Annotated in this window: 24 protein-coding genes; 14 read left to right on the top strand and 10 right to left on the bottom strand. The window is 70.4% G+C overall.

Annotated features, from left to right (window positions below; genetic code table 11):
- The first annotated feature begins 40 nt into the window (after positions 1-40).
- Positions 41-871 (top strand): 3'(2'),5'-bisphosphate nucleotidase CysQ family protein, encoded by an 831-nt coding sequence (locus tag OV427_RS06990; RefSeq protein ID WP_267855328.1) that lies wholly within the window; start codon positions 41-43, stop codon positions 869-871.
- 30 nt (positions 872-901) lie between these two features.
- On the opposite strand, the gene mug is transcribed toward OV427_RS06990, so the two are convergent.
- On the bottom strand, positions 902-1,402 hold the full coding sequence (mug, locus tag OV427_RS06985) for a G/U mismatch-specific DNA glycosylase (protein ID WP_267863381.1): 501 nt from the start codon (positions 1,400-1,402) through the stop codon (positions 902-904).
- A 256-nt stretch (positions 1,403-1,658) separates the two neighbouring features.
- On the opposite strand from mug, the gene OV427_RS06980 reads away from it, so the two are divergent.
- Both OV427_RS06980 and OV427_RS06975 read left to right on the top strand, forming a co-directional pair.
- Positions 1,659-2,606, top strand: coding sequence for a 1-phosphofructokinase family hexose kinase (locus OV427_RS06980; protein ID WP_267855327.1), 948 nt, complete (start codon positions 1,659-1,661; stop codon positions 2,604-2,606).
- 23 nt (positions 2,607-2,629) lie between these two features.
- Positions 2,630-3,883, top strand: a complete 1,254-nt coding sequence (locus OV427_RS06975) for a glycosyltransferase family 87 protein (RefSeq protein ID WP_267855326.1) — start codon at positions 2,630-2,632, stop codon at positions 3,881-3,883.
- Between the two features lie 12 nt (positions 3,884-3,895).
- Here OV427_RS06975 and OV427_RS06970 read toward each other — a convergent pair whose 3' ends face one another.
- Positions 3,896-5,182: a metal-dependent hydrolase family protein gene (locus tag OV427_RS06970; RefSeq protein WP_267855325.1), complete on the bottom strand. Its 1,287-nt coding sequence runs from the start codon at positions 5,180-5,182 to the stop codon at positions 3,896-3,898.
- 115 nt (positions 5,183-5,297) lie between these two features.
- On the opposite strand from OV427_RS06970, the gene OV427_RS06965 reads away from it, so the two are divergent.
- Positions 5,298-5,606, top strand: coding sequence for a hypothetical protein (locus OV427_RS06965; RefSeq protein ID WP_267855324.1), 309 nt, complete (start codon positions 5,298-5,300; stop codon positions 5,604-5,606).
- A gap of 8 nt (positions 5,607-5,614) precedes the next feature.
- Here OV427_RS06965 and OV427_RS06960 read toward each other — a convergent pair whose 3' ends face one another.
- A complete protein-coding gene (locus OV427_RS06960) occupies positions 5,615-5,989 on the bottom strand; it encodes a DUF423 domain-containing protein (protein ID WP_267855323.1) in 375 nt (124 codons plus the stop codon).
- 96 nt (positions 5,990-6,085) lie between these two features.
- Here OV427_RS06960 and OV427_RS06955 point away from each other — a divergent pair, with 96 nt between their 5' ends.
- The 3 genes from OV427_RS06955 to OV427_RS06945 all read left to right on the top strand — a co-directional run bounded on the left by OV427_RS06955 (position 6,086) and on the right by OV427_RS06945 (position 8,081).
- Positions 6,086-6,730, top strand: coding sequence for an SET domain-containing protein (locus tag OV427_RS06955; protein WP_267855322.1), 645 nt, complete (start codon positions 6,086-6,088; stop codon positions 6,728-6,730).
- A 69-nt stretch (positions 6,731-6,799) separates the two neighbouring features.
- A complete protein-coding gene (locus OV427_RS06950) occupies positions 6,800-7,102 on the top strand; it encodes a hypothetical protein (RefSeq protein WP_267855321.1) in 303 nt (100 codons plus the stop codon).
- 40 nt (positions 7,103-7,142) lie between these two features.
- Complete coding sequence (locus OV427_RS06945) at positions 7,143-8,081, top strand: acyl-CoA dehydrogenase family protein (protein ID WP_267855320.1); 939 nt, start codon at positions 7,143-7,145, stop codon at positions 8,079-8,081.
- Positions 8,082-8,125: 44 nt separating this feature from the next.
- On the opposite strand, the gene OV427_RS06940 is transcribed toward OV427_RS06945, so the two are convergent.
- On the bottom strand, positions 8,126-8,836 hold the full coding sequence (locus OV427_RS06940) for a hypothetical protein (protein ID WP_267855319.1): 711 nt from the start codon (positions 8,834-8,836) through the stop codon (positions 8,126-8,128).
- Positions 8,837-8,954: 118 nt separating this feature from the next.
- Between OV427_RS06940 and OV427_RS06935 the strand changes: the two genes are divergently transcribed.
- Together OV427_RS06935 and OV427_RS06930 are read left to right on the top strand one after the other, a co-directional pair.
- A complete protein-coding gene (locus OV427_RS06935; protein WP_267855318.1) occupies positions 8,955-9,797 on the top strand; it encodes a hypothetical protein in 843 nt (280 codons plus the stop codon).
- A gap of 13 nt (positions 9,798-9,810) precedes the next feature.
- Positions 9,811-11,121, top strand: coding sequence for a M18 family aminopeptidase (locus OV427_RS06930; RefSeq protein ID WP_267855317.1), 1,311 nt, complete (start codon positions 9,811-9,813; stop codon positions 11,119-11,121).
- A 102-nt stretch (positions 11,122-11,223) separates the two neighbouring features.
- On the opposite strand, the gene mdoH is transcribed toward OV427_RS06930, so the two are convergent.
- From mdoH to OV427_RS06910, 4 genes are all read right to left on the bottom strand, one after another.
- Complete coding sequence (gene mdoH, locus OV427_RS06925; RefSeq protein WP_267863380.1) at positions 11,224-13,272, bottom strand: glucans biosynthesis glucosyltransferase MdoH; 2,049 nt, start codon at positions 13,270-13,272, stop codon at positions 11,224-11,226.
- The gene (locus OV427_RS06920) at positions 13,269-13,760 is read right to left on the bottom strand and encodes a hypothetical protein (RefSeq protein WP_267855316.1); all 492 of its coding nucleotides are present in this window, start codon (positions 13,758-13,760) and stop codon (positions 13,269-13,271) included. The genes mdoH and OV427_RS06920 overlap by 4 nt, the downstream gene beginning before the upstream one ends.
- Positions 13,760-15,187 (bottom strand): glucan biosynthesis protein, encoded by a 1,428-nt coding sequence (locus OV427_RS06915; RefSeq protein ID WP_267863379.1) that lies wholly within the window; start codon positions 15,185-15,187, stop codon positions 13,760-13,762. Before OV427_RS06915 ends, OV427_RS06920 begins: the two co-directional genes overlap by 1 nt.
- 588 nt (positions 15,188-15,775) lie before the next feature.
- Positions 15,776-16,807, bottom strand: coding sequence for a hypothetical protein (locus OV427_RS06910; protein ID WP_267855315.1), 1,032 nt, complete (start codon positions 16,805-16,807; stop codon positions 15,776-15,778).
- Between the two features lie 235 nt (positions 16,808-17,042).
- Here OV427_RS06910 and OV427_RS06905 point away from each other — a divergent pair, with 235 nt between their 5' ends.
- The 4 genes from OV427_RS06905 to OV427_RS06890 all read left to right on the top strand — a co-directional run bounded on the left by OV427_RS06905 (position 17,043) and on the right by OV427_RS06890 (position 21,009).
- Positions 17,043-18,053, top strand: a complete 1,011-nt coding sequence (locus OV427_RS06905; protein ID WP_267855314.1) for a DUF2169 family type VI secretion system accessory protein — start codon at positions 17,043-17,045, stop codon at positions 18,051-18,053.
- 74 nt (positions 18,054-18,127) lie between these two features.
- Positions 18,128-19,099 carry a hypothetical protein gene (locus OV427_RS06900; protein WP_267855313.1) on the top strand — a complete coding sequence of 324 codons (972 nt, stop codon included), beginning with the start codon at positions 18,128-18,130 and terminating at the stop codon, positions 19,097-19,099.
- Positions 19,100-19,111: 12 nt separating this feature from the next.
- A complete protein-coding gene (locus OV427_RS06895) occupies positions 19,112-20,284 on the top strand; it encodes a PAAR-like domain-containing protein (protein WP_267855312.1) in 1,173 nt (390 codons plus the stop codon).
- An 8-nt stretch (positions 20,285-20,292) separates the two neighbouring features.
- Complete coding sequence (locus OV427_RS06890; protein ID WP_267855311.1) at positions 20,293-21,009, top strand: SMI1/KNR4 family protein; 717 nt, start codon at positions 20,293-20,295, stop codon at positions 21,007-21,009.
- Between the two features lie 92 nt (positions 21,010-21,101).
- On the opposite strand, the gene OV427_RS06885 is transcribed toward OV427_RS06890, so the two are convergent.
- Positions 21,102-23,396, bottom strand: coding sequence for a PAS domain S-box protein (locus OV427_RS06885; RefSeq protein ID WP_267855310.1), 2,295 nt, complete (start codon positions 23,394-23,396; stop codon positions 21,102-21,104).
- A 160-nt stretch (positions 23,397-23,556) separates the two neighbouring features.
- Between OV427_RS06885 and OV427_RS06880 the strand changes: the two genes are divergently transcribed.
- The gene (locus OV427_RS06880; RefSeq protein WP_324289942.1) at positions 23,557-24,144 is read left to right on the top strand and encodes a DUF2378 family protein; all 588 of its coding nucleotides are present in this window, start codon (positions 23,557-23,559) and stop codon (positions 24,142-24,144) included.
- A 9-nt stretch (positions 24,145-24,153) separates the two neighbouring features.
- On the opposite strand, the gene OV427_RS06875 is transcribed toward OV427_RS06880, so the two are convergent.
- Positions 24,154-25,152 carry a S1 family peptidase gene (locus OV427_RS06875; protein WP_267855308.1) on the bottom strand — a complete coding sequence of 333 codons (999 nt, stop codon included), beginning with the start codon at positions 25,150-25,152 and terminating at the stop codon, positions 24,154-24,156.
- Between the last annotated feature and the right edge of the window lie 124 nt (positions 25,153-25,276).

Genomic DNA, 25,276 nt, shown 5'->3' with positions numbered 1-25,276 from the left:
TCCCGGGGCAGGCGGGGGCGGGGCAGACTGTTGCCACACCATGCCCTCCTTCGACACCGAGCTCGACACCGCCCGCCGCATTGCCCGCCAGGCCGGCGACATCCTCCTGCGCATCTACGCCACCGACTTCTCCGTCCAGGACAAGGCCGGCGGCATGGGCCCCGTCACCGCGGCCGACGAGCAGGCCAACGCCTTCATCGTGGGCGAGCTGCGCAAGGCCTTCCCCGGTGACGGCGTGGTCGCCGAGGAGTCCGACAACGGCTCGGAGGGCAGGCGTGAGCGCTGCTGGTACGTGGACCCGCTCGACGGCACCCAGGAGTTCGTCAACCGCAACGGCGAGTTCGCCATCCACATCGGCCTCGCCGTGGGCGGGCAGGCGACGGTGGGCGTCGTCTTCCGCCCCGTGGGCAACAAGCTGTTCTCCGGATTGGTGGGGCAGGGCGGCTTCGTGGAGGACGAGGGCGGGCGCCGGGCGCTGCGCGTCTCGGACGTGGCGGAGCCGGCGTCGCTGCGGCTCGTGGTGTCGCGCTCGCACCGCTCGAAGCTGACGGACGCGGTGGCGAAGCAGCTGGGCATCACCCGCGAGAAGGAGTCCGGCTCGGTGGGCCTCAAGTGCGGCCTGCTCGCCGAGGCCACCGCCGACATCTACATCCACACCAGCGGCAAGAGCTACCGCTGGGACAACTGCGCGCCGGAGGCAGTGCTGCGCTCGGCCGGGGGCATCCTCACGGACCTGGGTGGCACGCCGTACTCGTATGACGGCTCGGAGCTGCAGAACCACCGCGGCCTGCTGGCGTGCAACGCCGCGGCCTTCCCGCACGTGCAGCCGGTGGTGGCCCGCTTCGCGCGCGAGGCCGGCATCCTCGGCTGAGCGCCAGGGCGCGGCTCCACGCTTGACGTGTCAGCCCGCGTCCGCCGCGCGGCGCAGCTCGGAGAACAGGCGTGCCAGGTCCGAGAGTTGATAGTGCGCGTTGAGCCCGCTCGGGTTGGGCAGCACCCACAGGCGCGCCGTGCCCAGTGTCTCGGGCTGGAGACCGGGCTGTGCCTTGGGCCGACCGAAGGCGGTGCGGTACGCGCCCACTCCCAGCATCGCGAGGAAGCGCGGCCGGTAGCGCCGCACCTTGGCTTCCAATGACTTCGCGCCCTCGCGCAGCTCCGCGTCCTCCAGCAGGTCCGCGGTGGCCGTGGCCCGGTCCACCACGTTGGTGATGCCGTAGCCCAGCGTGAGCAGCTCCTCCTGCTCGAAGGGCTGAAGCCGGCGCGAGGTGATGCCCGCGGCGTGCAGCGTGGGCCAGAAGCGGTTGCCCGGCCGCGCGAAGTGGACCCCCACCACCACCGAGTAGAGGCTGGGGTTGATGCCACAGAAGAGGACGCGCAGTCCGCGCTGGATGAGGTCCGGCATCGTCCGGCCGGTGGCGGCGTCCAGTTCCTCGCGCGTGGGCTTGCGGGGCGGTGTCATGTGCGGGAGGGATATTCGCGAGCCTACCCGCGAAGGCAACGAGAACCGACGTGACGCCTCGGGTTGGGGCGTCGCCCGCCGGGCGTGGAGCCCCACGAACGCTCGCCCGGCTGGCGGTGCGGCCCCGGGTGGGGCAGTCTCCGCGCGCTCCCGCTGTCTCTCAACCCGACGGCGCACACCGCCCAGGAGAACGCTCGAGATGCCCCACATCGTGACGCTGACGCTCAACCCGGCCATCGACGTGGCCACGTCGGTACCGGAGGTGACGCCCGAGCACAAGCTGCGCTGCGGCCCCGTCCTTCGAGACCCGGGCGGCGGCGGCATCAACGTGGCCCGCGTCGTGCGCGAGCTGGGCGGAGAGTCCATCGCCGTCTACACCCGCGGCGGCCCCACCGGGAGCATCCTGGAGCACCTGCTGGAGGAGAAGGGCCTGCTGCGCCGCTCCATCCCCATCGAGGGCTACACCCGCGAGAGCTTCACGGTGGCCGAGGGAACCAGCGCGCGCGAGTACCGCTTCATCCTCCCCGGCCCCACGCTGTCGGAGCGCGAGTGGCAGCGCTGCCTGGACGCGGTGTCCGAAGTGGCCGTCGGCGCCGCCTTCATCGTGGCCAGCGGCAGCCTCCCGCCGGGCGTCCCCGAGGACTTCTATGCCCGCGTGGCGCGCCTGGGAAGGAAGCAGGGCGTGCGCGTGGTGGTGGACACCAACGGGCTTCCGCTCCGCGCGGCCCTGGAGGAGGGCGTGTACCTGGCGAAGCCCAACCGCCGCGAGCTGAGAGACCTCACCGGCCTGAAGACGGAGGACCTGGCCACCCAGGCCACCGCCGCCCGCGAGCTGGTGGCCATGGGCCGCGCGGAACTGCTCGCCGTTTCCATGGGCGCGGACGGCGCGCTGATGACGACGCGCGACGGCCAGTTCCTCGCGACGCCGCCGCCAGTGGAGACGCACAGCTCCGTGGGCGCGGGTGACAGCTTCGTGGCCGGCCTGACGCTGGCCCTGGCCCGGGGCAGGTCGCCCGAGGAGGCCCTTCGCTGGGGCATCGCCTGCGGCACGGGCGCGCTCCTCTCGCAGGGCACGGACCTGTGCCACCGCGCGGACGTCGAGCGCCTGTTCGCCCAGGTCCAGACGGTGCCCGTGTCCCCGGCGTAGCCCGCCTTCGAGAGTTCCCGCGCGTGTCTGCTTCGAGTGCTCCCCCGTCCTCTTCGTCCCGCTTCACGCCCTGGCACTGGCTCGGGCTGGCGGTGAGCGTGGCGCCCCTGGCGCTCTATGCCTTCTCGTCCCGGGTGAAGGACCTGGAGCTGTACTTCAACACGGCACACGCCTTCCTCGGCGGGGCCACTCCCAATCAGGACTTCCGCTTCGAGTACCCGCCCTACGCGCTGCTGTGGTTCGTCCCCGCGGCGTGGCTCGGCGGGACGCTGAAGGCCTTCGTCCCCCTCTTCGGATTGCAGCTCACGCTCTTCGATGCCGCCAGCAAGTGGCTGCTGCTGTCCGAGGGCGTGCGGCGCTGGGGGCACTCGCGCCGGGCCTGGGTGCCCTTCGCGGTGTACTCGGTGGCGAGCTGGGTGATGAGCGTCCACTACCTCAAGCGGTATGACCTCATCCCCGCCACCTTCACCCTCGCCGCGCTGGTGGCGCTGTCGCGCAGGCGTGATGTGCTCGCGGGGCTGGCGCTGTCGGTGGGCATCGTCACGAAGCTGTACCCCGTGGTGCTGGTGCCGCTCGCGCTGGCCGTGTGCTGGCGGCGGGGCTCTTGGGCTTCGGCACGGCGGCTGGTGCTGGGATTGACGTTGGGTGCGCTGCCGCTGCTGCCGCTGAGCGCCTTCTGGCCCTGGTGGGGCTTCGCGTCCTTCCATGTCGAGCGTGGGCTCCAGGTGGAGTCGCTCGGAGCTTCACTGCTGTGGGGCGCGCACCTGCTGGGCCAGGTGCCGGACGTGGCGTGGGTGCATGCACCGGCCGCTTATGAATTGCACGGCGCGGCGGCGGAGTGGGTGAAGGGCGTGTCGCGGTGGCTGTGGGTGGCGGGCTCGCTGGGCTCGGCGGCCGTGGGGCTGTGGGCCGTGCGCCGCCGTGCGCCCGAGCAGGTGGAGGACCTGGCGCGGCTGGCGCTGGGGCCGCTCATCGCCTTCGTCGTCCTCAACCCGGTGCTCAGCCCGCAGTACCTCGTCTGGCTCACGGGCTCGGCGGGGCTGGCGCTGCTGTCCGGCCCGCGTGCGGCGCCCGTCGCCGTCTTCATCGCCGCGGTCATCACCCGGGGCATCTTCGCGGGCAGCACGTACAACACGGGCATCGGCGCTCCGCATGAGGTGCTGTTGCTGGTGCGCAACGGCCTGCTGCTGTTCGCGGGCGTCGCGCTGGTGCACGAGGCGTGGCGGAGCGCGACCGGAGCGGAGCAGGCCACCGTGAGCCCCGAAGCGCGGAGCTGAGGCAAGCCCCCTTCAGCGGCGGTGGACGGTGCCGCCCTTCATCACGAACCGCACCTTGCGCAGCGCGGTGATGTCCTGCGTCGGGTCCCCGTCCACGGCGACGAGGTCCGCGAGCAGTCCCGCCTTCACCTGTCCCAGCTTGTCCTCGCGGTGCAGCATGCGCGCGTTGCCGGACGTCGCCGCCTGGAGCACCTGCACGGGCTTCATCCCGTACTCCACCATCAGCTCCAGCTCGCGCGCGTTCTCCCCATGCGCGAAGACGCCCGAGTCACCGCCCACGCACATGGGCACGCCCGCGGCCAGCGCCGCGCGGAAGCTGGCGCGCTTGGTGGTGATGGAGGCGGGCTCCGGGTCCACGCCCTTCTTCCATCCGCGGTACTGGAGGACGGCGTCCCCCGCCGCCAGGGTGGGGCAGAAGAAGACGCGCCGCTCGGCCATGAGCTTGAAGACCTCGGGCGTGCCGTCGTCGCCGTGCTCGATGCTCTCCACGCCCGCCAGCACCGCGCGGCGCATGCCCTCCGCCGTGCTGGCGTGGACCACCACCGGCCGGCCGCTGTCCTTCGCGGTGTCGACGATGAGCTTCATTTCCTCCTGGGAGAAGGTGGGGCGCGCCTCTCCATTGGGGCCCCAGCGGTAGTCGCCGTAGACCTTGATCCAATCCGCGCCGTGGCCAATCTGGCTGCGCACCACGCGCACCAGCGAGTCCACGCCGTCCGCCTCCTCGGCGCCCTGTGGCACCGTCCACTCGGCGGCGAAGCCCTTGGGCCCGTAGCTGCCGGTGGCCACGATGGCCCGCGTCGTCACCACCAGCCGGGGGCCGGGGATGATGCCCTGGTCGATGGCCTGCTTGAGCCCCACGTCCGCGTCCGCGGCGCCCTCGGTGCCGAGGTCTCTCGCGGTGGTGAAGCCCGCCAGCAGCGTGGCGCGCGCATGGTTCGTGGCGCGCGCCACCCGCAGCGCGAGCGACTCCTTCAGCACCTGGTCGTTCCACGACGTCTCGTTGTACGGGTGCAGCAGCAGGTGCGAGTGGCCCTCGATGAGGCCCGGCAGCAGCGTGGTGCCGGACAGGTCCACCACCTCCGCGTCCGCGGGCGCCTTCACCTGCGCCGCCGGGCCGGCCGCGGTGATGCGGTCTCCCGTGACGAGCACCACCCAGCCCGCCTGGGGCTTCGCGGTGACACCGTCGAAGACGCGCGCGGGGCGCAGCAGGTACGACTTCGGCACAGCGGGCGCCGGAGCGGCGGTTTGTGCGGAAGCGGACGAGACCGCCAGGGCGGCAAGGACGAACAGGACGCGCATGGGGCGGATGATGGCGCGCGGGCGGGGCGGCGGCCACTCCGTCGTGTCAGGAGCAGGGAGGCAGCCCACACTCTCCAGGCGAGCACTGCGCGGGCATGGTTGTTAATTCGAGGCCATGGCTCGCGATGACCGCGTGAATGCCCTGTTGCCCGTCGAGGTCGAGTTCCAGAAGGAGAAGGCCTCCGGGCTGCGCCGCACGAGCGACAAGCTGGAGGAGTTGCTGGCGGACCTGTCCCGGGCCGAGCGCGAGGTGCGCGCGCATTCAGGCCCCGGCCGCGCGGCGCTCTTCACCCGTTACCGGGCGGCGCGCCTGGAGGCCGAGAAGCAGCGGTGGAACCTCATGGTGCAGCGCGAGGCCTGTGGCCTGCGCAACCACAAGGAACTCGACTTCCTCTACCCGATGCCGCCCCTGTTGAAGGAGTGACACCGGCCTCAGGCCGTGGTGCGCCACGCGGCGATGGCGAGGAGCAGCCACCCGGCGAGGAAGCCCAGGCCGCCCAGCGGGGTGATGGCGCCCAGCACCCGGACGCCGGACAGGGCGAGCGCGTAGAGGCTGCCGGAGAAGAGGACGATGCCCGCGAGCATCGCCCACCCCGCGCCGGACAACAGCGGGGAGGGGCGGAAGTGCCCCAGCAGGCCCACGGCCACGAGTCCGAGCGCGTGGTACATGTGGTAGCGCGCTCCGGTCTCGAAGATGACCAGGAGGTCCTGCGGAAGCCGGGCCTTGAGCGCATGCGCGCCGAAGGCTCCCGCCGCCACGGACAGGAAAGCGTTCACAGCACCAAGGACCAGCCACATCCGCATCATCGAGTGCCTTTCATCGCAACTCCGTCTGGGGCACGCTACACCGCCGCTGACGGAGCGTCCTGGCCAACGTGAACTCCCGGGGACGCACCCATTCGAATGACCTCACCCACACTGATTCCCTCCCCGAAGCCGATTCCCTTCGAGCTGCGCCCGTCCTCCATCCAGGGCCAGGGTGCCTTCGCCACGCGCCGCATCCGCAAGGGGGCTCGCATCATCGAGTACATCGGCGAGCGCATCACCCAGGAAGAGGCCGACCGCCGCTACGACGACGAGGCCATGGAGCGGCACCACACGTTCCTGTTCAACCTGGACGACAAGGGCAAGCACGTGCTGGACGCGGGCACCGTCCACAACGAGTCGCGCTACATCAACCACTCGTGTGAGCCGAACTGCGAGGCCCTCATCGACAAGGGCCACATCTACATCTTCGCCCTGCGCAACATCGAGCCCGGCGAAGAGCTGGTCTACGACTACGCCTACGAGCGCACCGAGAACATGGGCCCGGACTCCGAGGCGCTCTATGTCTGCAGGTGCGGCTCGCCGAAGTGCCGGGGCACCATCCTCGCGCCGCCGAAGAAGGAGCGCGCGCCGAAGAAGGCGGCCTCGAAGGCGAAGACGAAGTCCAAGTCGAAGGCCCGAGGCTCGGACACGCGCGGCAAGAAGGGCGCGGGGAAGAAGGGCGCCTCGTCCAGCAAGTCGACGAAGCGGACGAAGACGGCGGGCCGCAAGCGCACGGGGTGAGGCGGCTCACGGCAGGGGCTTTGCAAACGGGCTCACGGCAGCTCTTACCCCCGCCCCGGAGCCCTGCCCATGCGTTCCCGTGTCCTCGCGTCCCTCTTCCCGCTGTCACTGATGGCAGCGGGTTGTCTGCCCACCCAGGGGAAGTACCAGAGCCTCTCGTCCGGACTGGTGGGTTGTGCGCCCGACCAGATCCAGATTGCGAATGACCAGGTGGGCGTGGACGGCGTCTCCTGGGAGGCGGTGTGCAACGGGCACCGCTTCTACTGCAGTGGCGTCGGCAAGATTGCCGCCTGCAAGGAGCCTCCCGCCGACACGGCCCGGAAAGAGGTTGCTCCGGCCCCCGCCGAGGCAGCCCCTTCGCCCGCCGCCTGAGGCGGTAGGAGGGCGCAGCTCCTGACGTAGAGTGGAGGACGTGAACGACGTCCTCCGCTTCCTCCTTTCCGAGTCGCCCGAGCCACTCCCCCTCGACTCCGTCGACGCGTGGTGGACGCGCCACCTGGCGTTGCTGCCACGCTTCCCGGCACCCGCGGACCTGGCGCTGGCCGGTGGCTTCCGCGCGGACAGGCTCGGGTATGCGTTTGCCTCCGGCTACCACGCCGCGCACCGCTCGCTGTTCCCCATGCTCCCCGCGGACAGGCCGAGCGCGCTGTGCGCAACCGAGCCGGGCGGCGCGCACCCTTCCGCCATCCAGACGCGGCTGACGGACACGGGCTCCGGGCTGAAGCTCCGTGGCGAGAAGACGTTCGTCACGCTCGGGACTCGCGCGGAGTTGCTGCTGGTGGTGGCCACCGAGGGCCAGGATGCCCAGGGCCGAAACCGGCTGCGCATGGTCGCTATCGATGCGAAACGGCCGGGCGTCCGTGTCACCGCACTGCCAGAATTGCACTTCATGCCCGAGGTTCCGCATGCGGAATTGGCACTCGAGGACGTGGCCGTAGCGCCGGACGAGGTGCTTCCCGGTGACGGCTATGCGCGCTACCTCAAGCCGTTCCGCACGGTGGAGGACTGCCACGTCCACCTGGCGCTGCTCGGGTGGCTCCTCCAGGTGGCGCGCCGGAGCGGGTGGCCAGAGCCCGTGCGCGAGGAATTGCTCGCCCTGGCGGTGATGCTGCGCGGGCTGGCCCAGGCGGACCCGTCGGAGGCCACCACGCACCTGGCGCTCGGTGGTGCGCTGGAATTGGCGAGGCGCACCGTGGAGAAGTGCGAGCCGCTGTGGGCCCTGACGGACGCGCCCACCCGTGAGCGCTGGGCTCGCGACAGGAAGTTGATGGACGTCGCCGGCAAGGTGCGCGCGAAGCGGCTGGAGGCCGCGCGGCAGCGGACCTCGGGCTCGAAAAGCGAAGGGCCGTGACCCCACCGAAAGGTCACGGCCCAGGTCTCACAACGGACTGACGCTCAGTAACGCCCGCCGCCCACGGCGGAGACGATGGCGGAGAGGATGCGGTTCTCCACGCCCCACACGGCCTTGTTCACGCCCTTGACGCCGGCTCCGCGCAGGTAGTCCGTGAAGTCGTGCAGCGCGGTGGAGCGCTGCATGCCCTCGCCCTTGGCCGCGTAGAGCAGCGGCGTGTTGGGCGCGCCCGTCAGGCCCAGGTCCGGGCAGGCCTCGGAGAGCTTCTGCGGGTCGATGCCCGTGGCCGACGCCAGCATGGCCACCGTGAACTTGTGCACCGGCAGCTCGCGCGCGTTGGGCACCTTGTCCAGCACCTTCTGCCGCGTCTTCGGGTCCGTGGCGAGCTGGTCCAGCGTCACCTTGGACATCTGGATGAGCTGCTCGTTGGTGATGTGCTTGCTGTCGAGGATGGCGCGGCCGAACAGGCTCGCCGGGGTGTCACCCTTGATGCTGATGTCCTTGCCCGGCATCGCCTGCATCCGCGTCCACATGGCCTGGACGGCCTTGCCCACCTCGGTGTCCGGGCCCCCGCGCCACGAGCCCGGCGTCGGCTGGGCCGCCACGCGGACCGGCGCCGTGCCCTTGAAGGTGCTCAGCCCGGTATGCCCGACCTCGTTGGCCTTCGCCGTGGCAACGGCCTGCTGCGTCTTCTGGGGCTGGGCGGCCGGGGTCGGGGTGGAGAGGGCTCGGGGGCGGCTGCGGATGGGGTCCATGGACGAAGCTCCGGCAATTCGGCTGATTAAAGGATTATCGCAGGAGCCCAGGCGAAGGTTGCGTCCGGCCGCTCCCAAGGCCCGTGCACTCCCGGGCGGGACCGCTATGTTCCCGCCCATGAAGAAGATCTTTCCCGCCGACTTCGCCGACCTGCTCACCCCCAAGGGCCGCCGCATCCTCGAGGGGAAGGACCGGGAGGTGACGGGGGCCCTGCTGGACCCGGAGCGGCCCTTCGTGGCGCTCCAGGGCGTCATCGACGCGCGCAGGGCCGCCGCCTGCCGGGATGCCCTCGATGACGCGCTGCGGGACACGCTGGTGCCCATGGAGGACCCCATCCCCCATGACTCCATCTCCGGCATGACGATGAACTACATGGAGCTGCTGCCCAAGACGGTGCGCAACCGCACGGCGCTGCTGGAGAACCGCCGCTCCCGCTCCTACCGCGCGGCCGAGGCGGTGGGCCTGACGGACATGATGCGCTCGGACAGCTTCGCCGGCTTCGCCGCCGCGGTGACGGGGCGCGCGCTGCGGCGCCGGTGGGGCATCCAGGTGCTGTGCTACAGCCCGGGGGACTACTCGGGGCCGCACAACGACCACCACCCCGAGGAGCCCGAGGCCCGCGACGGCTACGTGGACATGCACGTCAGCCTCACGATGCCGGGCGTGGACCACCAGTACCTCGTCTACGCGAAGGACGGCCACTTCACCGAGATGACGCGGGTGAGCACCGTGGGCGGCATCACCGTGTACCGGCTGCCCTTCTGGCACTACACGACGCCGCTCCTGGCGAAGAAGGGCGCGGAGGACACGTCCCGCCGCTGGGTGCTGCTGGGCACGTTCCTGGACGCGGCGCCGGGGGCGCGGGCCGGCTCCACGGTGCTCCCGGCGGGGGCTCCGGGGGGACGCCCGCCCGCCCGGGAGGCGACTTTCGGGAGTGGCGGAGGGGCCGGACGGCGTTAGCTTGGGGCGCCCTATGAGCCCCATCGACACAGACGCCCTGGCCCGAGACCTGCTGGAGTACATCGACGCCTCGCCGACGCCGTACCATGCGGTGCGCGAGACGGCCCGCCGCCTGACGCAGGCGGGCTATCGCGTGCTGGATGAGCGCGAGTCCTGGACGCTGAAGCCCGGCGAGCGCGTCTTCGTCACCCGCGGAGATACCAGCATCGCCGCCTTCCAGCTCGGCACCGCGCCGGTGGACCGGGCGGGCTTCCGGCTGGTCGGCTCCCACACGGACTCGCCGAACCTGCGGCTGAAGCCGAACGCGGCGGTGACGAAGAACGGCTACCAGCAGCTCGGCGTCGAAATCTACGGCGGCGTGTTGCTGCACACGTGGACGGACCGCGACTTGTCGCTCGCCGGCCGCGTCATGGTGATGGTGGGGGGCAAGCCTCAGGGGTACCTGGTGGACTTCGCCCGGCCGCTGCTGCGCGTGCCCAACCTGGCCATCCACCTGAACCGGAGTGTGAACTCGGACGGGCTGAAGCTGAACGCGCAGGACCACATGGTGCCGGTGCTGGGCCTGGAGAGCGCGGGCCCGGTGGAGCTGCGCTCGCTGCTGTTGCAGGAACTGGCGCGCGGCGGGGTGAAGGCGGAGGCGGCGGACATCCTCGGCTACGACCTGTGCCTCTACGACTTGCAGCCGTCCATCCGCTCGGGGGCGCACGGGGAGTTCCTCCACGCGCCGCGCCTGGACAACCTGGCGAGCTGCCACGCCGCGCTGTCCGCGCTGCTGTCGAGCAGTGAGCCGCGTGAGGCCACCAGCGGCGTCATCCTGTTCGACCACGAGGAAGTGGGCAGCCGGAGCGCGCAGGGCGCGGCGTCCCCGTTCCTGCGCACGCTGCTGGAGCGCTTCACGCTGACGCACTTGGACGGGCGGCCGGATGCGTTCCATCGGGCAATTGCCAATTCGTTCCTGGTGAGCGCGGACATGGCGCACGCGGTGCACCCCAACTACGCGTCGCTGCACGAGCCGAAGCACCAGCCGCACATGGGCGCGGGGCCGGTCATCAAGTCCAACGTCAACCAGTCGTACGCGACGGACGGCGAGTCGTGGGCGTTCTTCACCTCGCTGTGCCGCGAGGCTGGCGTCACGCCGCAGCACTTCGTCACGCGCACGGACCTGGGGTGCGGCAGCACGATTGGGCCGATTTCGGCGGGGCAGCTCGGGATTCGCACGGTGGACGTGGGCAACCCCATGCTGTCCATGCACTCGATTCGCGAGATGGCCTGCGCGTCCGACGTGGCGCAGATGGTCGCCGTGCTGCGGCAGTTGTTCAAGTAGTCGCGCGGCGGCCCGGCCCCCGCCGTGAGTCGCGGGGCCGGGCCGGTGTATGGATGCGTCCGGTGCGGCGTGCCGCCGCTCGTCCTGTACTCCTGGCGGTGACTACGAGACCCGCTGAGCCAGCCGCCGCTCCCGCGCCTCCGCCAGCGTGCCCGCGTCCAGCAGCACGGCCGTCCGCTCCGGCGCGGACAGTGGCTCCACCACGCCGCCCAGCAGCTTCTCTCGCGCGGAGGCCAGCGCCACCGGCGCCGTCTCCAGGCCCGGCTGCGACTCCAGCAGCGCCAGGTGCAGCGCATGCGCCCGCGCATCCGTGAGGACGTGGTCCACCGCGTCCGCCACCGGCGCCACCGCGTGCTCCTCCGTGACTTCCCGGGCGCGCGATAGCACCGTGGGTGGCTCCGTCTCCTCGGGCATGAGGAACAGGCCCAGGCGCTCCGCCCACAGGCCCAGCGACGCGCGCGCGGTGAAGACAGAGAGCGGAATCGACAGCAGCAGCCCCGCCACCACCGGTGCCATCCAGGCCAGCAGCCCCGGGGACAGGAGGAACGAGCCCACCGCCAGCGCCGCGCCGAAGGCCGTGTGCACCGCGTGCCGGCGCGCGGCCTCGGACCAGGGCAGGTCCGCGTCCTCGCGCTGCTGGCTCGACCACGTCACCCGGTAGCCCAGCAGCGTCCCGAAGACGAAGTGCGACTGGAACAGCATCATCACCGGCGCCAGCAGCGTGGCCAGCACGCTCTCCATCAGCACGCTCGCCACCAGTCGCGCCCGGCCGCCCATGCGCGCCGTGTCCTCCCCGCGCGACAGGGCCAGCGTCAGCCCCAGCACCTTCGGCGCGAACAGCATCCCCATGGACACGCTGAACAGCAGCAGCGCTCCCTCCGAGTCGAACCCCAGGGGCGCGTGCTCGGGCAGGTGCGCCAGGGACACCCAGCCGTCATGCAGCGCCGCCACCAGCCCCGCCAGCAGGAACAGCAGCCACAGCGGCGACGCCACGTAGGACATCACGCCCATCAGGAAGTGGCCCCGGCTGATGGGGTGCAGTCCGCCCGCCATGACGAGGCTCAGGTGCTGGAGGTTGCCCTGGCACCAGCGCCTGTCTCGCTGCGCGTACGCCAGCAGGTTCGGAGGCGGCTGCTCGTAGCTGCCGCCCAATTCCGGCACCAGCCACACCGTGTACCCCGCACGCCGCATCAGCGCGGCCTCCACGAAGTCGTGGCTGAGGATGTGCCCGCCGAAGGGCTGCTGTCCCGGCAGCACCGGCAGCCCGCAGTGCTCGATGAACGCCGCGGTGCGGATGATGGCGTTGTGGCCCCAGTAGTTGGACTCGCCGAGCTGCCACGCCGCCGCGCCCGCTGCCACCACCGGTCCGTACACCCGGCCCGCGAACTGCTGCAGCCGCGCGAACAGCGTGCTGCGCCCCACGCACAGCGGCGGCGCCTGGATGATGCCCGTGCTCGGGTTGAGCTCCATCAGCCGCGCCATCTTCACCAGCGTGCGCCCGTCCATCAGGCTGTCCGCGTCCAGCACCACCGTGTTGTCGTAGTGCCGGCCCCAGCGCTCACAGAAGTCCTGGAGGTTGCCGGCCTTCTTCCCCGTGTTGTCCGTGCGGCGCCGGTAGAAGATGCGCCCCTGGCCACCCACCCGGCGGCACAGGTCCGCCCACGCCAACTCCTCGGCCACCCACGCCTCGGGGCGCGTGGAGTCACTCAGCACGTAGAAGTCGAAGGACTCCAGGTGCCCCGTGGCCACCACGGACTCGTAGGTGGCCTGCACGTTGGCGAACACGGCGGCCGGGTCCTCGTTGTGGATGGGCATCACCACCGAGGTGCGCGACGTCAGCCGCGAGCCTTCTTCCTCCGCCGTGGGCCAGCGCAGGCCCGGCATCCTTCCGCCCAGGGCGAGCTGGAGGAAACCCGCCACCGCCGTCCAGAAGGACAGGGCAATCCACCCGAAGCAGAGGGTGAAGAGGGCCACCAGCACCACCTCCGGCGCGGTGGTGCCGCGCACGCTCAGCAGGCGGTGCATCTCCCACGTCCCCAGCAGGGTGGACGCGGCGGCCAGGCCCAGGACGCAAGCGCGCCTCGGCCCGGCGCTCTCGGGTGAGAACGAATGGGCGTGCATGAATGGCTCCGAAGGGGACTGGGCGCTCAGCCGGAGATGGACACGTCGGCCTGCGCCCCGCGCCACCAGCGGCGGAGCACCTCACCGAAGGGCCAGAGCACCAGTTGCTGCTCGGGCATCACCGAGGCCACCTGCACCGGGGCCGGCATCGGCACCGCCGCGCGCAGCATCCGCGCGAAGTCCTGCGACAGTGGCTCACGCGTCAGCGCACGGGCTCCCAGGCGCGCGCCGTCGCACAGCACGAAGGCCGCGCGGCCCCGGGCCAGCAGCGAGCCCTCCAGCTCCTGGCCGAGCGTCTTCGAGAACCATGCCTCCAGTCGCGCGCGCGCCAGGGACAGCGCGGCCCGGGGCTCCTCGCGGTGCGCGGTGGAGCCTTCCAGCACCCAGGCGGCCAGCACGTCGAGGTCCTCGCGGGCGGTGAAGCCGAAGCCCTGGAAGAAGGTGTCAATCGCCGCGCACGTCTCCGGGCGCACCCAGGTGGCGGGCGGGACGGAGGGGCGGGAGGTCGGCATCGTCATCACGGGGTCCACAAGTAGCTCCAGGTCTCGGTGAGGGTCTCTGAACCGCGTCTCAGGTACGCGCGAAGTTCGATGGGAGCGCCGCCGTCGGGCAGCAGCTCGAAGGTGGCGCGCCAGCCGCCGGAGGGCTCATGGGGCCGCACGGTGGAGCGCAGCACCTGCCCCTGGGAGGCGGTGATGACGGCCTCCACCGGCCCATCGCCCGCCTTGGGGGAGCGCGAGAAGTCGAGCACGAAGCGCCGCGCGCCCGCCGTGTCTCCCGCGGCCACGCGCGTGGCGGTGACGACGGAGCCCGTCGCGGGCCACGGTGCCTCCGAGCCCCAGTGCAGGCGGTACGCCACGCGCAGCGGCGCGGCCGGCGTCAGCGGCGCATCCGGCACCCAGAGGGCGACGATGTTGTCGTGCACCTCCTGCGCCGTCGGAATCTCCACCAGCTTCACGGTGCCCGGGCCCCAGTTGCCCACGGGCTCCACCCACGCGCTGGGGCGGCGCTCGTAGCGGGCCTCCAAATCCTCGTAGCTGCGGAAGTCGGTGTCCCGCTGCAGGAGCGCGAAGGCGCGCAGGCCCTGGACGCGGAAGCCGGAGACATTCAGCCGGGTGGGGTTCTGCAGGGGGCGCCAGAGCTGCTCGCCGTCCTGGGACCAGACGAAGAGGCCGTCCGAGTCGTGCACCTCGGGGCGGAAGTCGTCGAAGGTGCCCCGGTCATTCTCCCCGAACAGGTACATGCTCGTCAGCGGGGCGAGGCCGAGCTGCCCCACGGCCTTGCGCGCGAAGAGCGTGACTTCCACCTCCATCACCGTGCGCGCGCCAGGGACGAGCGTGAAGCGGTACGCGCCGGTGACGCTCGGCCCGTCCAGCAGCGCGTGCACCACCACGCGGTCCGCGCCGGGCGCCGGACGCTCCAGCCACAGCTCGCGGAACGAAGGGAACTCCTCGGGGCGCGGCAGCGCGGTGTCGATGGCCAGCCCGCGCGCGGACAGCCCGTACACGTTGCCCTGGCCCAGCGCGCGGAAGTAGCTGGCGCCCAGGAAGGACACCACCTCGTCGAAGTGCTCTTTCCGGTTGAGCGGGTGGGTGAGCCGCAGCCCCGCGAAGCCAGCTGCGTTCGCCAGCGGAGGCGCCGGCACCAGCGAGCCGTACGTGTAGAGGTCCGGCGAGAAGCGCACCGGCTCCGCCCGGCCTCCCTCCACCACATTCACGACGACAGGGGCGGGGTAGAGGAAGCCGGGGTGGAAGAACTGCGCCTGGAAGGGCAGGCCGGCCTCGCGCCACAGCGCCTGGTCGTTGCGGTAGCGGATGTCCCGGTACGCGTCGTAGGAGAGGTGCGCGTACGCCTCGGGCAGCGACTGGCGGGGCTCCTGGTAGGGGCGCGCCGCCAGGGTCCGGGCCCGCTCCACCACGGTGGCGGCGGTGAACGCCCGCGCCATGGTGCCGGACTTCGTGGGGGCGGAGGGCTGTCGCGCGCTGGCGGCCCCGCTCGAGGCCACCACCACCGCGCACAGCCACGCGCTCCATGTCTTGCGCCCCGACGACTTCACGACCCGATGCCTCCGAATGAACCGGTACGTCGAACGACCCCCCGGTCCTTCGGACACTCCGCCCGACCTCATGCCGCACCACACTGGCGGTGCAGCGCGTCAGGGCCTGAGCAACCCGCGTACCAGCGCGTCACGGGACACCCGGAGGCAGCCCGAACCCATGGGATTTCCAGGGGCCGGCCGTGCAATCCAGTTGAGCCTCAAACGGATTCCGGCATTACGGACTGCCGCGTCATCGGGGCTGGGGACGACAGGGACAGCCCGCGGACAGGACTGTCCAAATCTTCCACAAGCGGACTCGGACTCCGGGTGACGGCGGGTGCTACGTCGCCGCGCGGCCCAGGCGCTCGGTCGAGTCCCGAATCGCGTGCCCAGCACTGCACGCGGGTCACCCGGCAGCAGCCCCGGCGCTGTACTAGCCGTCCTCCCCGGATTGGGCCCATGCGCCCCATGCGTCTTGGCGGGATCGGTTCCTTCTCACCAAGCAGCGCAGGCTGCTGTTCCGCGTCGCAGCGCGTTCAGCCGTTCCGCCAGATGATGTGCGCAACGGGTTCTGCCCCGGAGGCTCTCGCCTTCGACGAAAAAGTAATCGGTCGAGTGGTACTTGTTGTTCCGGAAGTCCTCGCCGTTGACATCCAGGCGTGAGAACAGGTCTCGCGCTGAAACGTCATTCAACGGCCCAAAGACCGTTCCATTGAGGAGCTCGACCGCGACCGAGAACCTGTCCTGCCCGTCCAGGCCAGTGACCCGGACTCCGAACTCACGGATGTGGATGCGCCCCGTCGCGGTTTCGCTCAGAACCAGGGTGTTGGGAGCCGCGTTGGGGGCGGTGGCCGCCGCTTCGTACCGAATGGTCGGAACGCCGCCGGATTCCGGCGCAACGGCGCTCATCAACGCGCGCGCCTCCTCAAGGACGCTGCCGTAACGCTCCCGATAGAGATTTACAGCAAAGGCCAGCAGATCTGCCTGCCTCCCCACGCGTTGCCAGTCGCTCTTGGACAGTAGAAGCAGATTGCAGGGATGGACATTCCGGATGAAACGCCGGACCAACTCGTCACGGCCCCAGGTCCTCCAGGTGGTGTCCCCGTTCTTGACCTCGAAGATGTGAGCCGCGTGCCACCCGGAGTCGTTCAACGTCTCGCCGAGCTCGTCCCTGCGGATGTCGAACATGTGGCAGGGCATTCGTTGCCTGAGCCAATCAGAAAATCCAGACCCTTGAGGTAGCGCGTTTCTGTAGGCGAGTGCGTGGAGTGCCCACTGTGGAGAATTGTCGGTGAACGCGACCCGCTCGCCCGATGCTGCTTGAAGGGGGATGGGGTTGCCCATTCGTCGCCATCGCTCAACTCCGGGAATCTGGCGGAGGAAGAAGATGGGGTCCCGCTCCTCGACATAGCGACGAAGATCCGCGTGCAGTTCCCGGACGACCTCGGGAGCCGGCAGGTTGGGCTCAATGAACTGCGCGAAGAAGACGTCAAACGGGCCATCGTAACGAGGGGGCGGCGGGTTCATGGAGCTGTTCTCGGTGACAAGTCGCGTTGGCAAGCTTCCATGAAACGAGTGGTTCAAAGGTGAAGACTTGCGCCGGGGTCGAGGGGGCACCGCTTTTCCGTGCTCGTCTGACTTCCGCCAGCGCTCCTACCGTGTCAGCCCATGCTGCTTCACTCAACAGGCGCTTTGCCAATAGGCTCCATGGACTGATTCAGGGGGAGAATTGCCACGCCACGGGTTGGCGCTGGGCTGACTTATGTGGGCGCTCAAGAACCGGACACCGTATGCCGCGGAGCGCAACTGGACGCGGGACAAGGACGGACTCCACTGGTGGATCGTCGCGGTCAAGGCGACGTTCATCATCGCACCCGGGGGCCGGCTCGTCCTGGCGGACGAGCAGCTTCCTCCCGTGCTGATGCCTGAGTACTTCGGTGAGCCCGGCCAGTCGAGCTTGCGCTACGACTCGGACCTGCTGGCGCAAAAGCCGGGCACGGAGGTGCTGCTCGACGCCTGCGCGCACGCGCCTCGCGGCAAGCCCGCCGAGACGGTGCCGGTCTCGCTGAGGCTCGGACCGCTCCACAAGGTTCTGCTCGTGCACGGGCTGCGCACCTACTCTCGGGGGCTGCTGGGGGTGTCGATGCGCCGGCCCCAGCCCTTCACCACGAGCCCCATTCGCTATGAAGCCGCGTTCGGGGGCTACGACCTGACGGACTCCGACCCCAGCAAGCATCGGCTCGACGAGCGGAATCCCATCGGGCGCGGCTTCGCGACACTCAATGCCCATCTGGAGGGCAAGCCCGCCCACACCATCGAGTATCCCAGTGGCGACCCGGCGGCCCGAGGCCCGGCGGGGTTCGGTCCTATCGACTCCGCTTGGATGCCGCGGCGCAAGCTCGCGGGAACGTATGACGCCCGGTGGGAGCGCACGAAGAAGCCCCTGCTCCCCGATGACTACGACCCCGCCTTCGCGCTGAGCGCCCCCAGGGACCAGCGGCTCGACGTGCCCCTCACTGGCGGCGAGCGGGTCGAGTTGGTGAACATGACGCCCGAAGGCGTCCTGCGCTTCGAGCTTCCCCGAATCTCGCCTGGCTTCACCACGCACGTGGGACGGCGGAGCGAGGAGCATGGCGCACGCCTGACCACGGTCCTCGTGGAGCCTGAAGTCAGGCGCCTCTCGCTGGTGTGGCAGGGCACGCTGTGTGTCCCCGCGCCGGATGCGGACTATCTCGACGAGACGGAGATTGCCGAGCTGGGGGAGGAGGAATGAGCGCCTCCCTCGAAGTCGTTGCGGTCGGTGCGCGAACCCCCGTTGGGTATACTGCGGAGAGCAGCGCCGCGGCCGTGCGCGCTGGCATCTCCCGCTACGCCGAGTACCCCTTCGCCGACGCCCAGGGCGAGCCCGTGGTGCTTGCCTCGGACGGACTGCTCGACCCGAAGCTGGAAGGGCGGGAGCGGCTCCTGCCGCTGCTTGAGAGTGCGCTGGATGAGGTCGAGGCCCAGCTGGGCCCGGAAGCGCTCCAGCGGGGTCGGCTCAGCGTGCTGCTGTCGTGCCCGGAGGTCCGCCCCGGGTTCTCGGAGGAGGACGAGGACTGGCTGGTCAACGCCGTGGAGGCCCGTTATCGCGGGAAGAGTTCCGGCGCGCGCATCGTGCTCGCCGGGCGCGGCCATGCGGGAGCGCTCCGGGCGGTAGAGCAGGCCCTGCGGGAGTGTGCAGATGGCAGGGACCACCTGTTCCTGGTGGCGGGCGCCGACAGCTACCACCACACGGAGACGTTCCTCTGGCTGGAGCAGGCCCGCCGGTTCGCGCAGCCGGGGGTTCGCAGTGGCTTCACGCCTGGCGAGGGCGCCGGCTGTCTGGCGCTGATGAGCGCCGGGCCGCGGCGCCGCCGGGGGCTGCCTCGGCTGGCCGTCGTGCGGGGAGCGCACACCGCGCGGGAGTGCCAGCTTCGCGACAGCAGCACGGGCTCGTTTGGCGTCGGGATGACCCAGGTCGTCGAGGATGCCGTCATGGGGCTCGAACTGCCCCGCGAAGCGATCGACGACCTGTATACGGACATCAATGGCGAGCGCTACCGAAGCGAGGAGTGGGGCTTCGTCGTGCTGCGGACGCCATCGGTCTGGAAGTCCACCGGCTACAAGGCTCCGAGCAGTTGCTGGGGGGATGTCGGTGCCGCGTCCGGAGCGCTCGGGGGCGTCCTGGCGGTCCGGGCATTCGCCCGGGGGTACGCGCGAGGCCCGCGGGCCATGGTGATAGCAGGCTCGGATGGCGGCCTGCGTGGGGCGATGTTGCTGCAGGATCCACGAGTGCCCTAGGGAGCCACTTCCATGCCGAAGGTCTCAGTCAACGCACCGAAGACACCCGTGACGGAAGGTAGCAGCGGCATCGCCGCAGCGACGCTGCCCAATGTATGCAAGATGCCGGGGCCCCCGGCGCCGTTCGTCCCGACGCCGCTGCCCAACATCGGGAAGAGCGGAACAGACCCGAAGAAGTACTCCAAGACGGTTACCATCGCGGGGAAGAGGGTCGCCATCCAGGGCGCCACCTTCGGCTCCATGGGCGACGTGGCCAGCAAGGGGACGGGCGGTGGCATCGTCTCCGCCAACGTGGAAGGCCCCACCAGCTTCCTGGGCCCCGGCTCCATGGACGTGAAGTTCGACGGGAAGAACGTCCAGTTGCTCGGTGACCCCATGCTCAACAACTGCGGACCGAGCGGGAGCCCCGCCAACGCGGCGACGATGCTGGGCGTGGTCCAGTCCCCCGGGCCTGTCATCTTCGTCACCGGAGATGACAAGTGCCCGCTGTGCAAGAAGTCGCATGGCAAGCAGGGCGCCATCAAGGAGACGAAGGCGACCAAGGTCAATGCCGAGCGGCTGGCCAAGAAGCTCGTCAAGAGGGAGTACCCGACCGCTACGATGCTCGGAGTCGTCCAGTGCAGGTGCAAGGCGAAGCACTATGCCGAGCGCTCGGGTGAGACGGACGATGACTTCTGTGCCAGCGCGGAAGAGCTCGGATGGCACCACGCCCAGACCCCGAAGGAGGAGGAAGAGGAACAAGAAAATGAGGACGAGGACGCCGAGAACGATGCGGACGGCGTCACCACGCGCAATGGGGTTTTCAAGTTCCTCACAAGACGGTTCAAGGAGCGCGCGGACGACGTGAAAGCCGTCTGGGTGGACGCCAACAAGGAGTTCCAGAAGTTTCGTCGCAATCCGCAGCTACCTGCCGCCTACCCGCCGGGACGCTGTGCCGCCCCCAAAGCGCTCTTGCTCGTGATGCAGGACAAGGCCTTCGCTGGTGGCATCACCGAGCAGTGGTTCCATCCCGAGGGCAGGCCGACCCGTGGGAACATCAAGTTCCGGGACAGGGCGAGCGGCACGGTGGTCGCAGGTCCATTCGACCATGGGCAGACGGTCCCGCCGTGCGGCACCTGTTGTGTCCTGCTCCCGATGATGATCTGTCCGGAAGTGCAGGAGAGGCAATGCCAACACCAGAAGTAGAGCCCCAGATGGAGAGTCTGCTGCTGCGGACCGTCCCTGGGCTCGCGGAGCAGTGGCGGGGCTCCGTGCCTTCCACGATTGAGAAGATCGAGCGGATTGCCGGCCGCCCCCTGCCTCCGTTCTACCGCTGGTTCCTGAGCCGCATGGGCCAGAGCATGGGACCCTTGGCCTACCCCACCCTGGACTTCTCGGCCGAGCGCGTGCTGGCGTGTTATGCCCAGAAGCGGGTCAAGCCCGATCCCCGCTTCCTGCTCATCGCCTACGAGTCCGATGAGATGATGCCGCTGCATCTCTTCTACGACTTCAAGGCGCTGGCACGAAACGATGCCATGGTCACTTCGCGCGAAGCTCGCGGCACGGAGTTGACCGACGCCTTCGAGACGCTGCGGGAGATGCTTGCGTGGGGGGCGCTCTCCCTGTTCCGCATCGACAGGGCGGCGCACACCAGCAGCGGCAGCCTCAAGGGCGACACCCCAGACTTCTTGACGAACCTCGACCCTGTGATGAGCCGTCTTGGATTCGACCAACCGATTCCCACCGGCCCGCTCTGCAGACTGTATGAGCGGCCCGATGCGGTCATGGTGTGCACGGGCACGCCGAGGTCGGGGACAGGGAACCGGAGGGCGTTCGACCTCGGAGGTAATAGTGTTGGAACCTTGCGGAGAGTCCTCGGGGAGATCGCATCCGCGCGCGTCGTGGAGTTACAGGTGAAAAAGCAGGCTTGACGCCCGCTCCTCTCGAGATGTGGGGAGCATGTCGCTGTTTCCGCGCACGTATCAGGCCCTCAAACGCCGTAGCAGTGTGAGGGCACGCGGCGTCATGTGGAAGCGCGGCCCAGGCGCTCCTGCACCAGGGAGAGCAACTCCCGCCCGGCGAAGGGCTTCTCGATGTGGGGGCTGGGGACGGTCTCCAGGAAGGCGCGGGCCTGCTGCGTCACGGCGCCGCCGGTGAGGAACACCACGCACCGGGCCTGCTCCGGGTAGCGCTCCTTCAGGGCCGAGTAGAAGTCCATGCCGCTCATGCCCGGCATCATCAGGTCGCAGAAGACGACGTCGAAGCGCTCGCCGGCCTCGATTCGCTCCAGCGCCTCCTGGGCGCGCGTGGACAGCGTCACGTCATGGTGGGGCCGCAGCGTGCGCCCCAGCGCGGTGCAGACGAGCGGCTCGTCGTCCACCACCAGCAGCCGGCCCCGCTTCTCCGAGGAGGGCGGCGGGGGCGGAGGCGCTTCGGGGGCCGACTCCGCCGGCTTCGACGCGGGCAGCAGGACGCGGAAGGTGGAGCCCTTGCCCTGCTCGCTCTCCACGTGGATTTCGCCGCCCAGCGCCGCGACGAGGCTGTGGCAGATGGACAGCCCGAGCCCGGTGCCCACGCCCGGCTCCTTCGTCGTGAAGAAGGGGTCGAACAGGCGCGGCAGGTGCTCGGAAGGGATGCCCGTGCCGGTGTCCGCCACCTCCACCATCACCCGGCCGCCGCTGCCCAGGCGTGTGGCCACCCGGATTTCGTGCCGGTCCGGCGTGCCGCCGGGAATGGCCTGCGCGGCGTTGACGAGCAGGTTGAGGAACACCTGGCCCAGGCGCGACTCGTTGGCGCGCACCCGGGGCACCTCGTCGAACTGCTTCACCAACTGCGCGCGGTGGCGGATTTCGGTGGTCGCCAGGTTCAGCGTGGACTCCAGCACCTGCCGCACGTCCACGTCCGTGTTGTCCGCCGAGTCCACCCGGCTGAAGGTCTTCAAGTCGCGGACGATGGTGCGCACCCGCTCCGCGCCCTGCTGCGCCTCGGCGAGCGCGGACCGTGCGTCCGCCACCGAGCCCGCCAGCTTCGGCTCCAGCTCCCGCGTGCCGTCCGCCAGGAGGTTGCTCAGCTCCTCGCGCGCGAAGGCGAGGTTCGCCGTGAGGTAGGCCAGCGGGTTGTTGATTTCATGCGCCACGCCCGCCGCCAGCGTGCCCACCGACGCCATCCGCTCCGCGAGCAAAAGCCGCGCCTGCATCTGGTGGCGCTCGGTGAGGTCGTGCGACACGGAGACGATGGCGTCCTCGCCGTCGAAGGGCAGGGGGAAGGTGGTGGACTCCACGTAGAGGATGCTGCCGTCCTTGCGCAGCAGCCGGCGCTCCTGGAGCGCGGCGCGGCCGGTGCGCAGCGCCTCGTGCATGCGCGCGTCCGCCGACTTGAAGTCCTCCGCGGGGATGATGTCGGAGATGTGCTTGCCAATCAGCTCGCGCACGTCCGTGTAGCCCAGCGCCGCGGCCACCTTGAGGTTCGCGTAGCGCACGCGCGCCTCCTTGTCGAAGACGGCCATCAGGTCCGGCAGGCTCTCGATGAGGGTGCGGAAGCTCACCTCGGAGCGGCGCAGCTCCTCCTCGGCCCGCTTCAGCGGGGTGATGTCCGGGAAGAAGGAGATGATGTGCGGCGAGCCCGCGTAGGGCACCAGCCCCATGAACAAGAGCGTGTGCCGCACCTCGCCCGAGCGCGTGTGGTACTGCGCGTCCACCCCGCGCACCGAGCCGTGCCGCTTCAGCCGCTCCACCACTTGAGAGCGGTCGAAGGGGCGCTCCCACAGGCGCAGGTCCACCGTGGTGCGGCCGATGACCTCGTCGCGCGAGTAGCCGAAGGCCTGGAAGTACGCGTCGTTCGCCGCGACGATGCGGCCGTCCGTCAGGGTGGTGATGGACGTGGGGACGGGGGACACCGACAGCAGGCTGTCGCGCAGCTCGTCTCCATACGGCACGCTCGTACGGCTCTGGCGCCGGGCGAAGCGGCGCTCGGCCAATTCCAGCCGCAGCTCCAGCTCCGCCGCGTCGGCCGGCCACGTCAGCACCTCGTCCGCGCCGGCCTCGACGGCGGCGTGCAGCGTCCCCATCGCCGAGCGCGGCCCCAAGAGCAGCACCACCGCCTCCACGCCGCCGGGGAGGCTGCGCAGGGCGCGCAGGAGGGGCACGGGTGACGACGGACCGTGGGCGTCCACCACCACGAGCGCACAGGCGCCCGAGCGCCAGACGGCCGGCACCTCGGCGTCACGCGCCGCTGTGACAACCGTGTGACCCCGTGCCCGTAGCCGGGACTCCAGTGGCGCCAGGTCCACCCCGGCCTGGGTGACGATCAGGACCCGCATCGGACTCCTCGCGAACAAACATTCATCGTTGCACGAGCCTTCGGGTTGTAAAAGTGTGGTGTCCTTAGCGTTAGCCGGGGACTGGAGGGCACGGAGTCACCCGGCTGGTACAGTGCGGGCCGGACCGGGTCATCCCGGTGCAGATGGAGGGGGGACACGGATGGAACGGAGGGGATTGAGCGAGCCGGCCCTGGAGCCGCGGAGGCCGCTTCCCATGCCCGTGCAGGTGCCACGGCGCAATTTCGAGGGGCTGTTCGTCCACGCGCTGAAGCCCACGGGGGGCTTTGCCCAGTCGCTGCGTGACATTGGCTATGACCCGGAGGCCGCGCAGGAATACTACCCGCTGTCGGTGTGGCGGGCGGCGCTCGGGGTGGCCCGGCGCTACGCCTTCGCCGGGGAGCCGCCCGAGGTCGCCAACCGGGCGCTGGGGCACAAGTACCTGGAGGGCTTCGCGCAGACGCTGGTGGGGCGCATCTTCGCCACCGCCGCGCCGCTGCTGGGCACGGAGCGGTGCCTGACGCGGCTGCCGACGTACCTCAAGGCGGGGCGCGAGGACATGCGGATGCTGCTGGAGCCCGTACAGTCGCGCGAGTGGCGGGTGCGCGTGTTGGACCCGGACCCGCTGCCCGACTTCGTGGCGGGCGTGGTGGAGGGCGTGCTGCGCCTCACCCGGGTGACGCCGCGGGTGGAGGTGCTGGAGCGCCAGCCCACCGGGTACCTCCTGCGTGTGGTGTGGGAGGAGCGCTGAGCGCGCCTTTCAGTTGAGGAACCGCTTCGGGGGCGGCTTTCGCCCCGGAGCCGCCGCGGGGCGGACCGCGAGCCAGCGCTGGATGACGTCCAGCAGCCCGTCGAAGGTGTCGCGCAGGGCCCAGGCCCGGTCATCCGCGTCACTGAGGTCCACGCAGCGCAAAAGCCCGTCGCGCAGGGCGCGCTGGGCGCCGGGGCAGTCGCCGCGCTCGTCGATGAGCTGCTCGGCGGTGCGGGCGTAGAGCCGGTAGCAGCCCTCGATGTCGCCCCGGTTGTAGGCGGGGGCGCCCACGTTGATGGCCTGGCCCAGGGTGCTGGCGATGGACTCCACCGCGCTCATGGAGGCGCCCTCCAGCGTGCTCAGCGGGTGCTGGGGCACCTGGCGCACGCGGCCCGACCTCCGCCGGGGGGCCTCCAGCGCGGACAGTGGCGCCGACGCGGTGCCGCGCAGCAGGGGCGTCACGTAGCGGGTGGGGATGACGAGCCCCAGCGAGCGGCCGTTGGCCAGGGCCGCGGTGGCCACGCCCACCACGGCGCCACGCGCGTCCAGCACCGGGCCGCCCGAGGACTCCTCCGCGAGGGTGCGCGTCAGCTCCAGCAGCGTGAGCCAGTCGCCCAGCACCTGCACCGCGCGCACCTCCAGCGTCCGCACCTCCGGGGCAGGGCCTCCCACCGCGCGCAGGACGTAGACGCTCTCGCCCTCCGCGGGCAGCGGATGGGGGGACAGCGCGAGCGCGGGCACCATGTCCGGCAGGGGCAGCCGGAGGATGGCGAGGTCCCTCCGCTCGTCCAGGGCCACCACCTGCACCACCTCCGAGCGCACGCCATCCGACATCACCGCGCCGATGCTGCGCGCTCCGGCCACCGCGTGGAGGCTGGTGACGAGGTGCCCTTCCGCCGAGGCCACGAAGCCGGACGCGGTGCGGCCGTCCACTTCCAGCATCACCAGGGAGGGGGAGGCCTGGACCAGCGCGTCCCGGGGAGGCGCCCTATCGGTGGCTTCGGACATGGGGACCTCCAGAGTCACGGGAAGCTCTACTTCTAGCAGCCGCTCGCCCGGCACCCAACCCGGGGGAGGGCCCACTGCACCAGGGTCCTACTTGTCGTTGGCGAAGAAGTGTCCGCTCGTTAAA

Source organism: Pyxidicoccus sp. MSG2 (assembly GCF_026626705.1).
Lineage (GTDB): Bacteria > Myxococcota > Myxococcia > Myxococcales > Myxococcaceae > Myxococcus.
Note: the sequence above shows the minus strand (reverse complement) of the source record. Positions and strands in the feature narration are given on the sequence as shown.

Excerpts from the sequence above, each read along its gene's own strand:
- OV427_RS06950 (WP_267855321.1), top strand. The coding sequence starts at position 6,800 with ATGCGTTCCCGTGTCCTCGCGTCCCTCTTCCCGCTGTCACTGATGGCA.
- OV427_RS06940 (WP_267855319.1), bottom strand. The coding sequence starts at position 8,836 with ATGGACCCCATCCGCAGCCGCCCCCGAGCCCTCTCCACCCCGACCCCG.
- OV427_RS06930 (WP_267855317.1), top strand. The coding sequence starts at position 9,811 with ATGAGCCCCATCGACACAGACGCCCTGGCCCGAGACCTGCTGGAGTAC.
- mug (WP_267863381.1), bottom strand. The coding sequence starts at position 1,402 with ATGCCGGACCTCATCCAGCGCGGACTGCGCGTCCTCTTCTGTGGCATC.
- OV427_RS06915 (WP_267863379.1), bottom strand. The coding sequence starts at position 15,187 with ATGGCGCGGGCGTTCACCGCCGCCACCGTGGTGGAGCGGGCCCGGACC.
- OV427_RS06970 (WP_267855325.1), bottom strand. The coding sequence starts at position 5,182 with ATGCGCGTCCTGTTCGTCCTTGCCGCCCTGGCGGTCTCGTCCGCTTCC.
- OV427_RS06980 (WP_267855327.1), top strand. The coding sequence starts at position 1,659 with ATGCCCCACATCGTGACGCTGACGCTCAACCCGGCCATCGACGTGGCC.
- OV427_RS06960 (WP_267855323.1), bottom strand. The coding sequence starts at position 5,989 with ATGATGCGGATGTGGCTGGTCCTTGGTGCTGTGAACGCTTTCCTGTCC.
- OV427_RS06965 (WP_267855324.1), top strand. The coding sequence starts at position 5,298 with ATGGCTCGCGATGACCGCGTGAATGCCCTGTTGCCCGTCGAGGTCGAG.
- OV427_RS06880 (WP_324289942.1), top strand. The coding sequence starts at position 23,557 with ATGGAACGGAGGGGATTGAGCGAGCCGGCCCTGGAGCCGCGGAGGCCG.
- OV427_RS06955 (WP_267855322.1), top strand. The coding sequence starts at position 6,086 with ATGACCTCACCCACACTGATTCCCTCCCCGAAGCCGATTCCCTTCGAG.
- OV427_RS06890 (WP_267855311.1), top strand. The coding sequence starts at position 20,293 with ATGGAGAGTCTGCTGCTGCGGACCGTCCCTGGGCTCGCGGAGCAGTGG.
- OV427_RS06875 (WP_267855308.1), bottom strand. The coding sequence starts at position 25,152 with ATGTCCGAAGCCACCGATAGGGCGCCTCCCCGGGACGCGCTGGTCCAG.
- OV427_RS06885 (WP_267855310.1), bottom strand. The coding sequence starts at position 23,396 with ATGCGGGTCCTGATCGTCACCCAGGCCGGGGTGGACCTGGCGCCACTG.
- OV427_RS06935 (WP_267855318.1), top strand. The coding sequence starts at position 8,955 with ATGAAGAAGATCTTTCCCGCCGACTTCGCCGACCTGCTCACCCCCAAG.
- OV427_RS06910 (WP_267855315.1), bottom strand. The coding sequence starts at position 16,807 with ATGAACCCGCCGCCCCCTCGTTACGATGGCCCGTTTGACGTCTTCTTC.
- OV427_RS06905 (WP_267855314.1), top strand. The coding sequence starts at position 17,043 with ATGTGGGCGCTCAAGAACCGGACACCGTATGCCGCGGAGCGCAACTGG.
- OV427_RS06895 (WP_267855312.1), top strand. The coding sequence starts at position 19,112 with ATGCCGAAGGTCTCAGTCAACGCACCGAAGACACCCGTGACGGAAGGT.
- OV427_RS06920 (WP_267855316.1), bottom strand. The coding sequence starts at position 13,760 with ATGACGATGCCGACCTCCCGCCCCTCCGTCCCGCCCGCCACCTGGGTG.
- OV427_RS06990 (WP_267855328.1), top strand. The coding sequence starts at position 41 with ATGCCCTCCTTCGACACCGAGCTCGACACCGCCCGCCGCATTGCCCGC.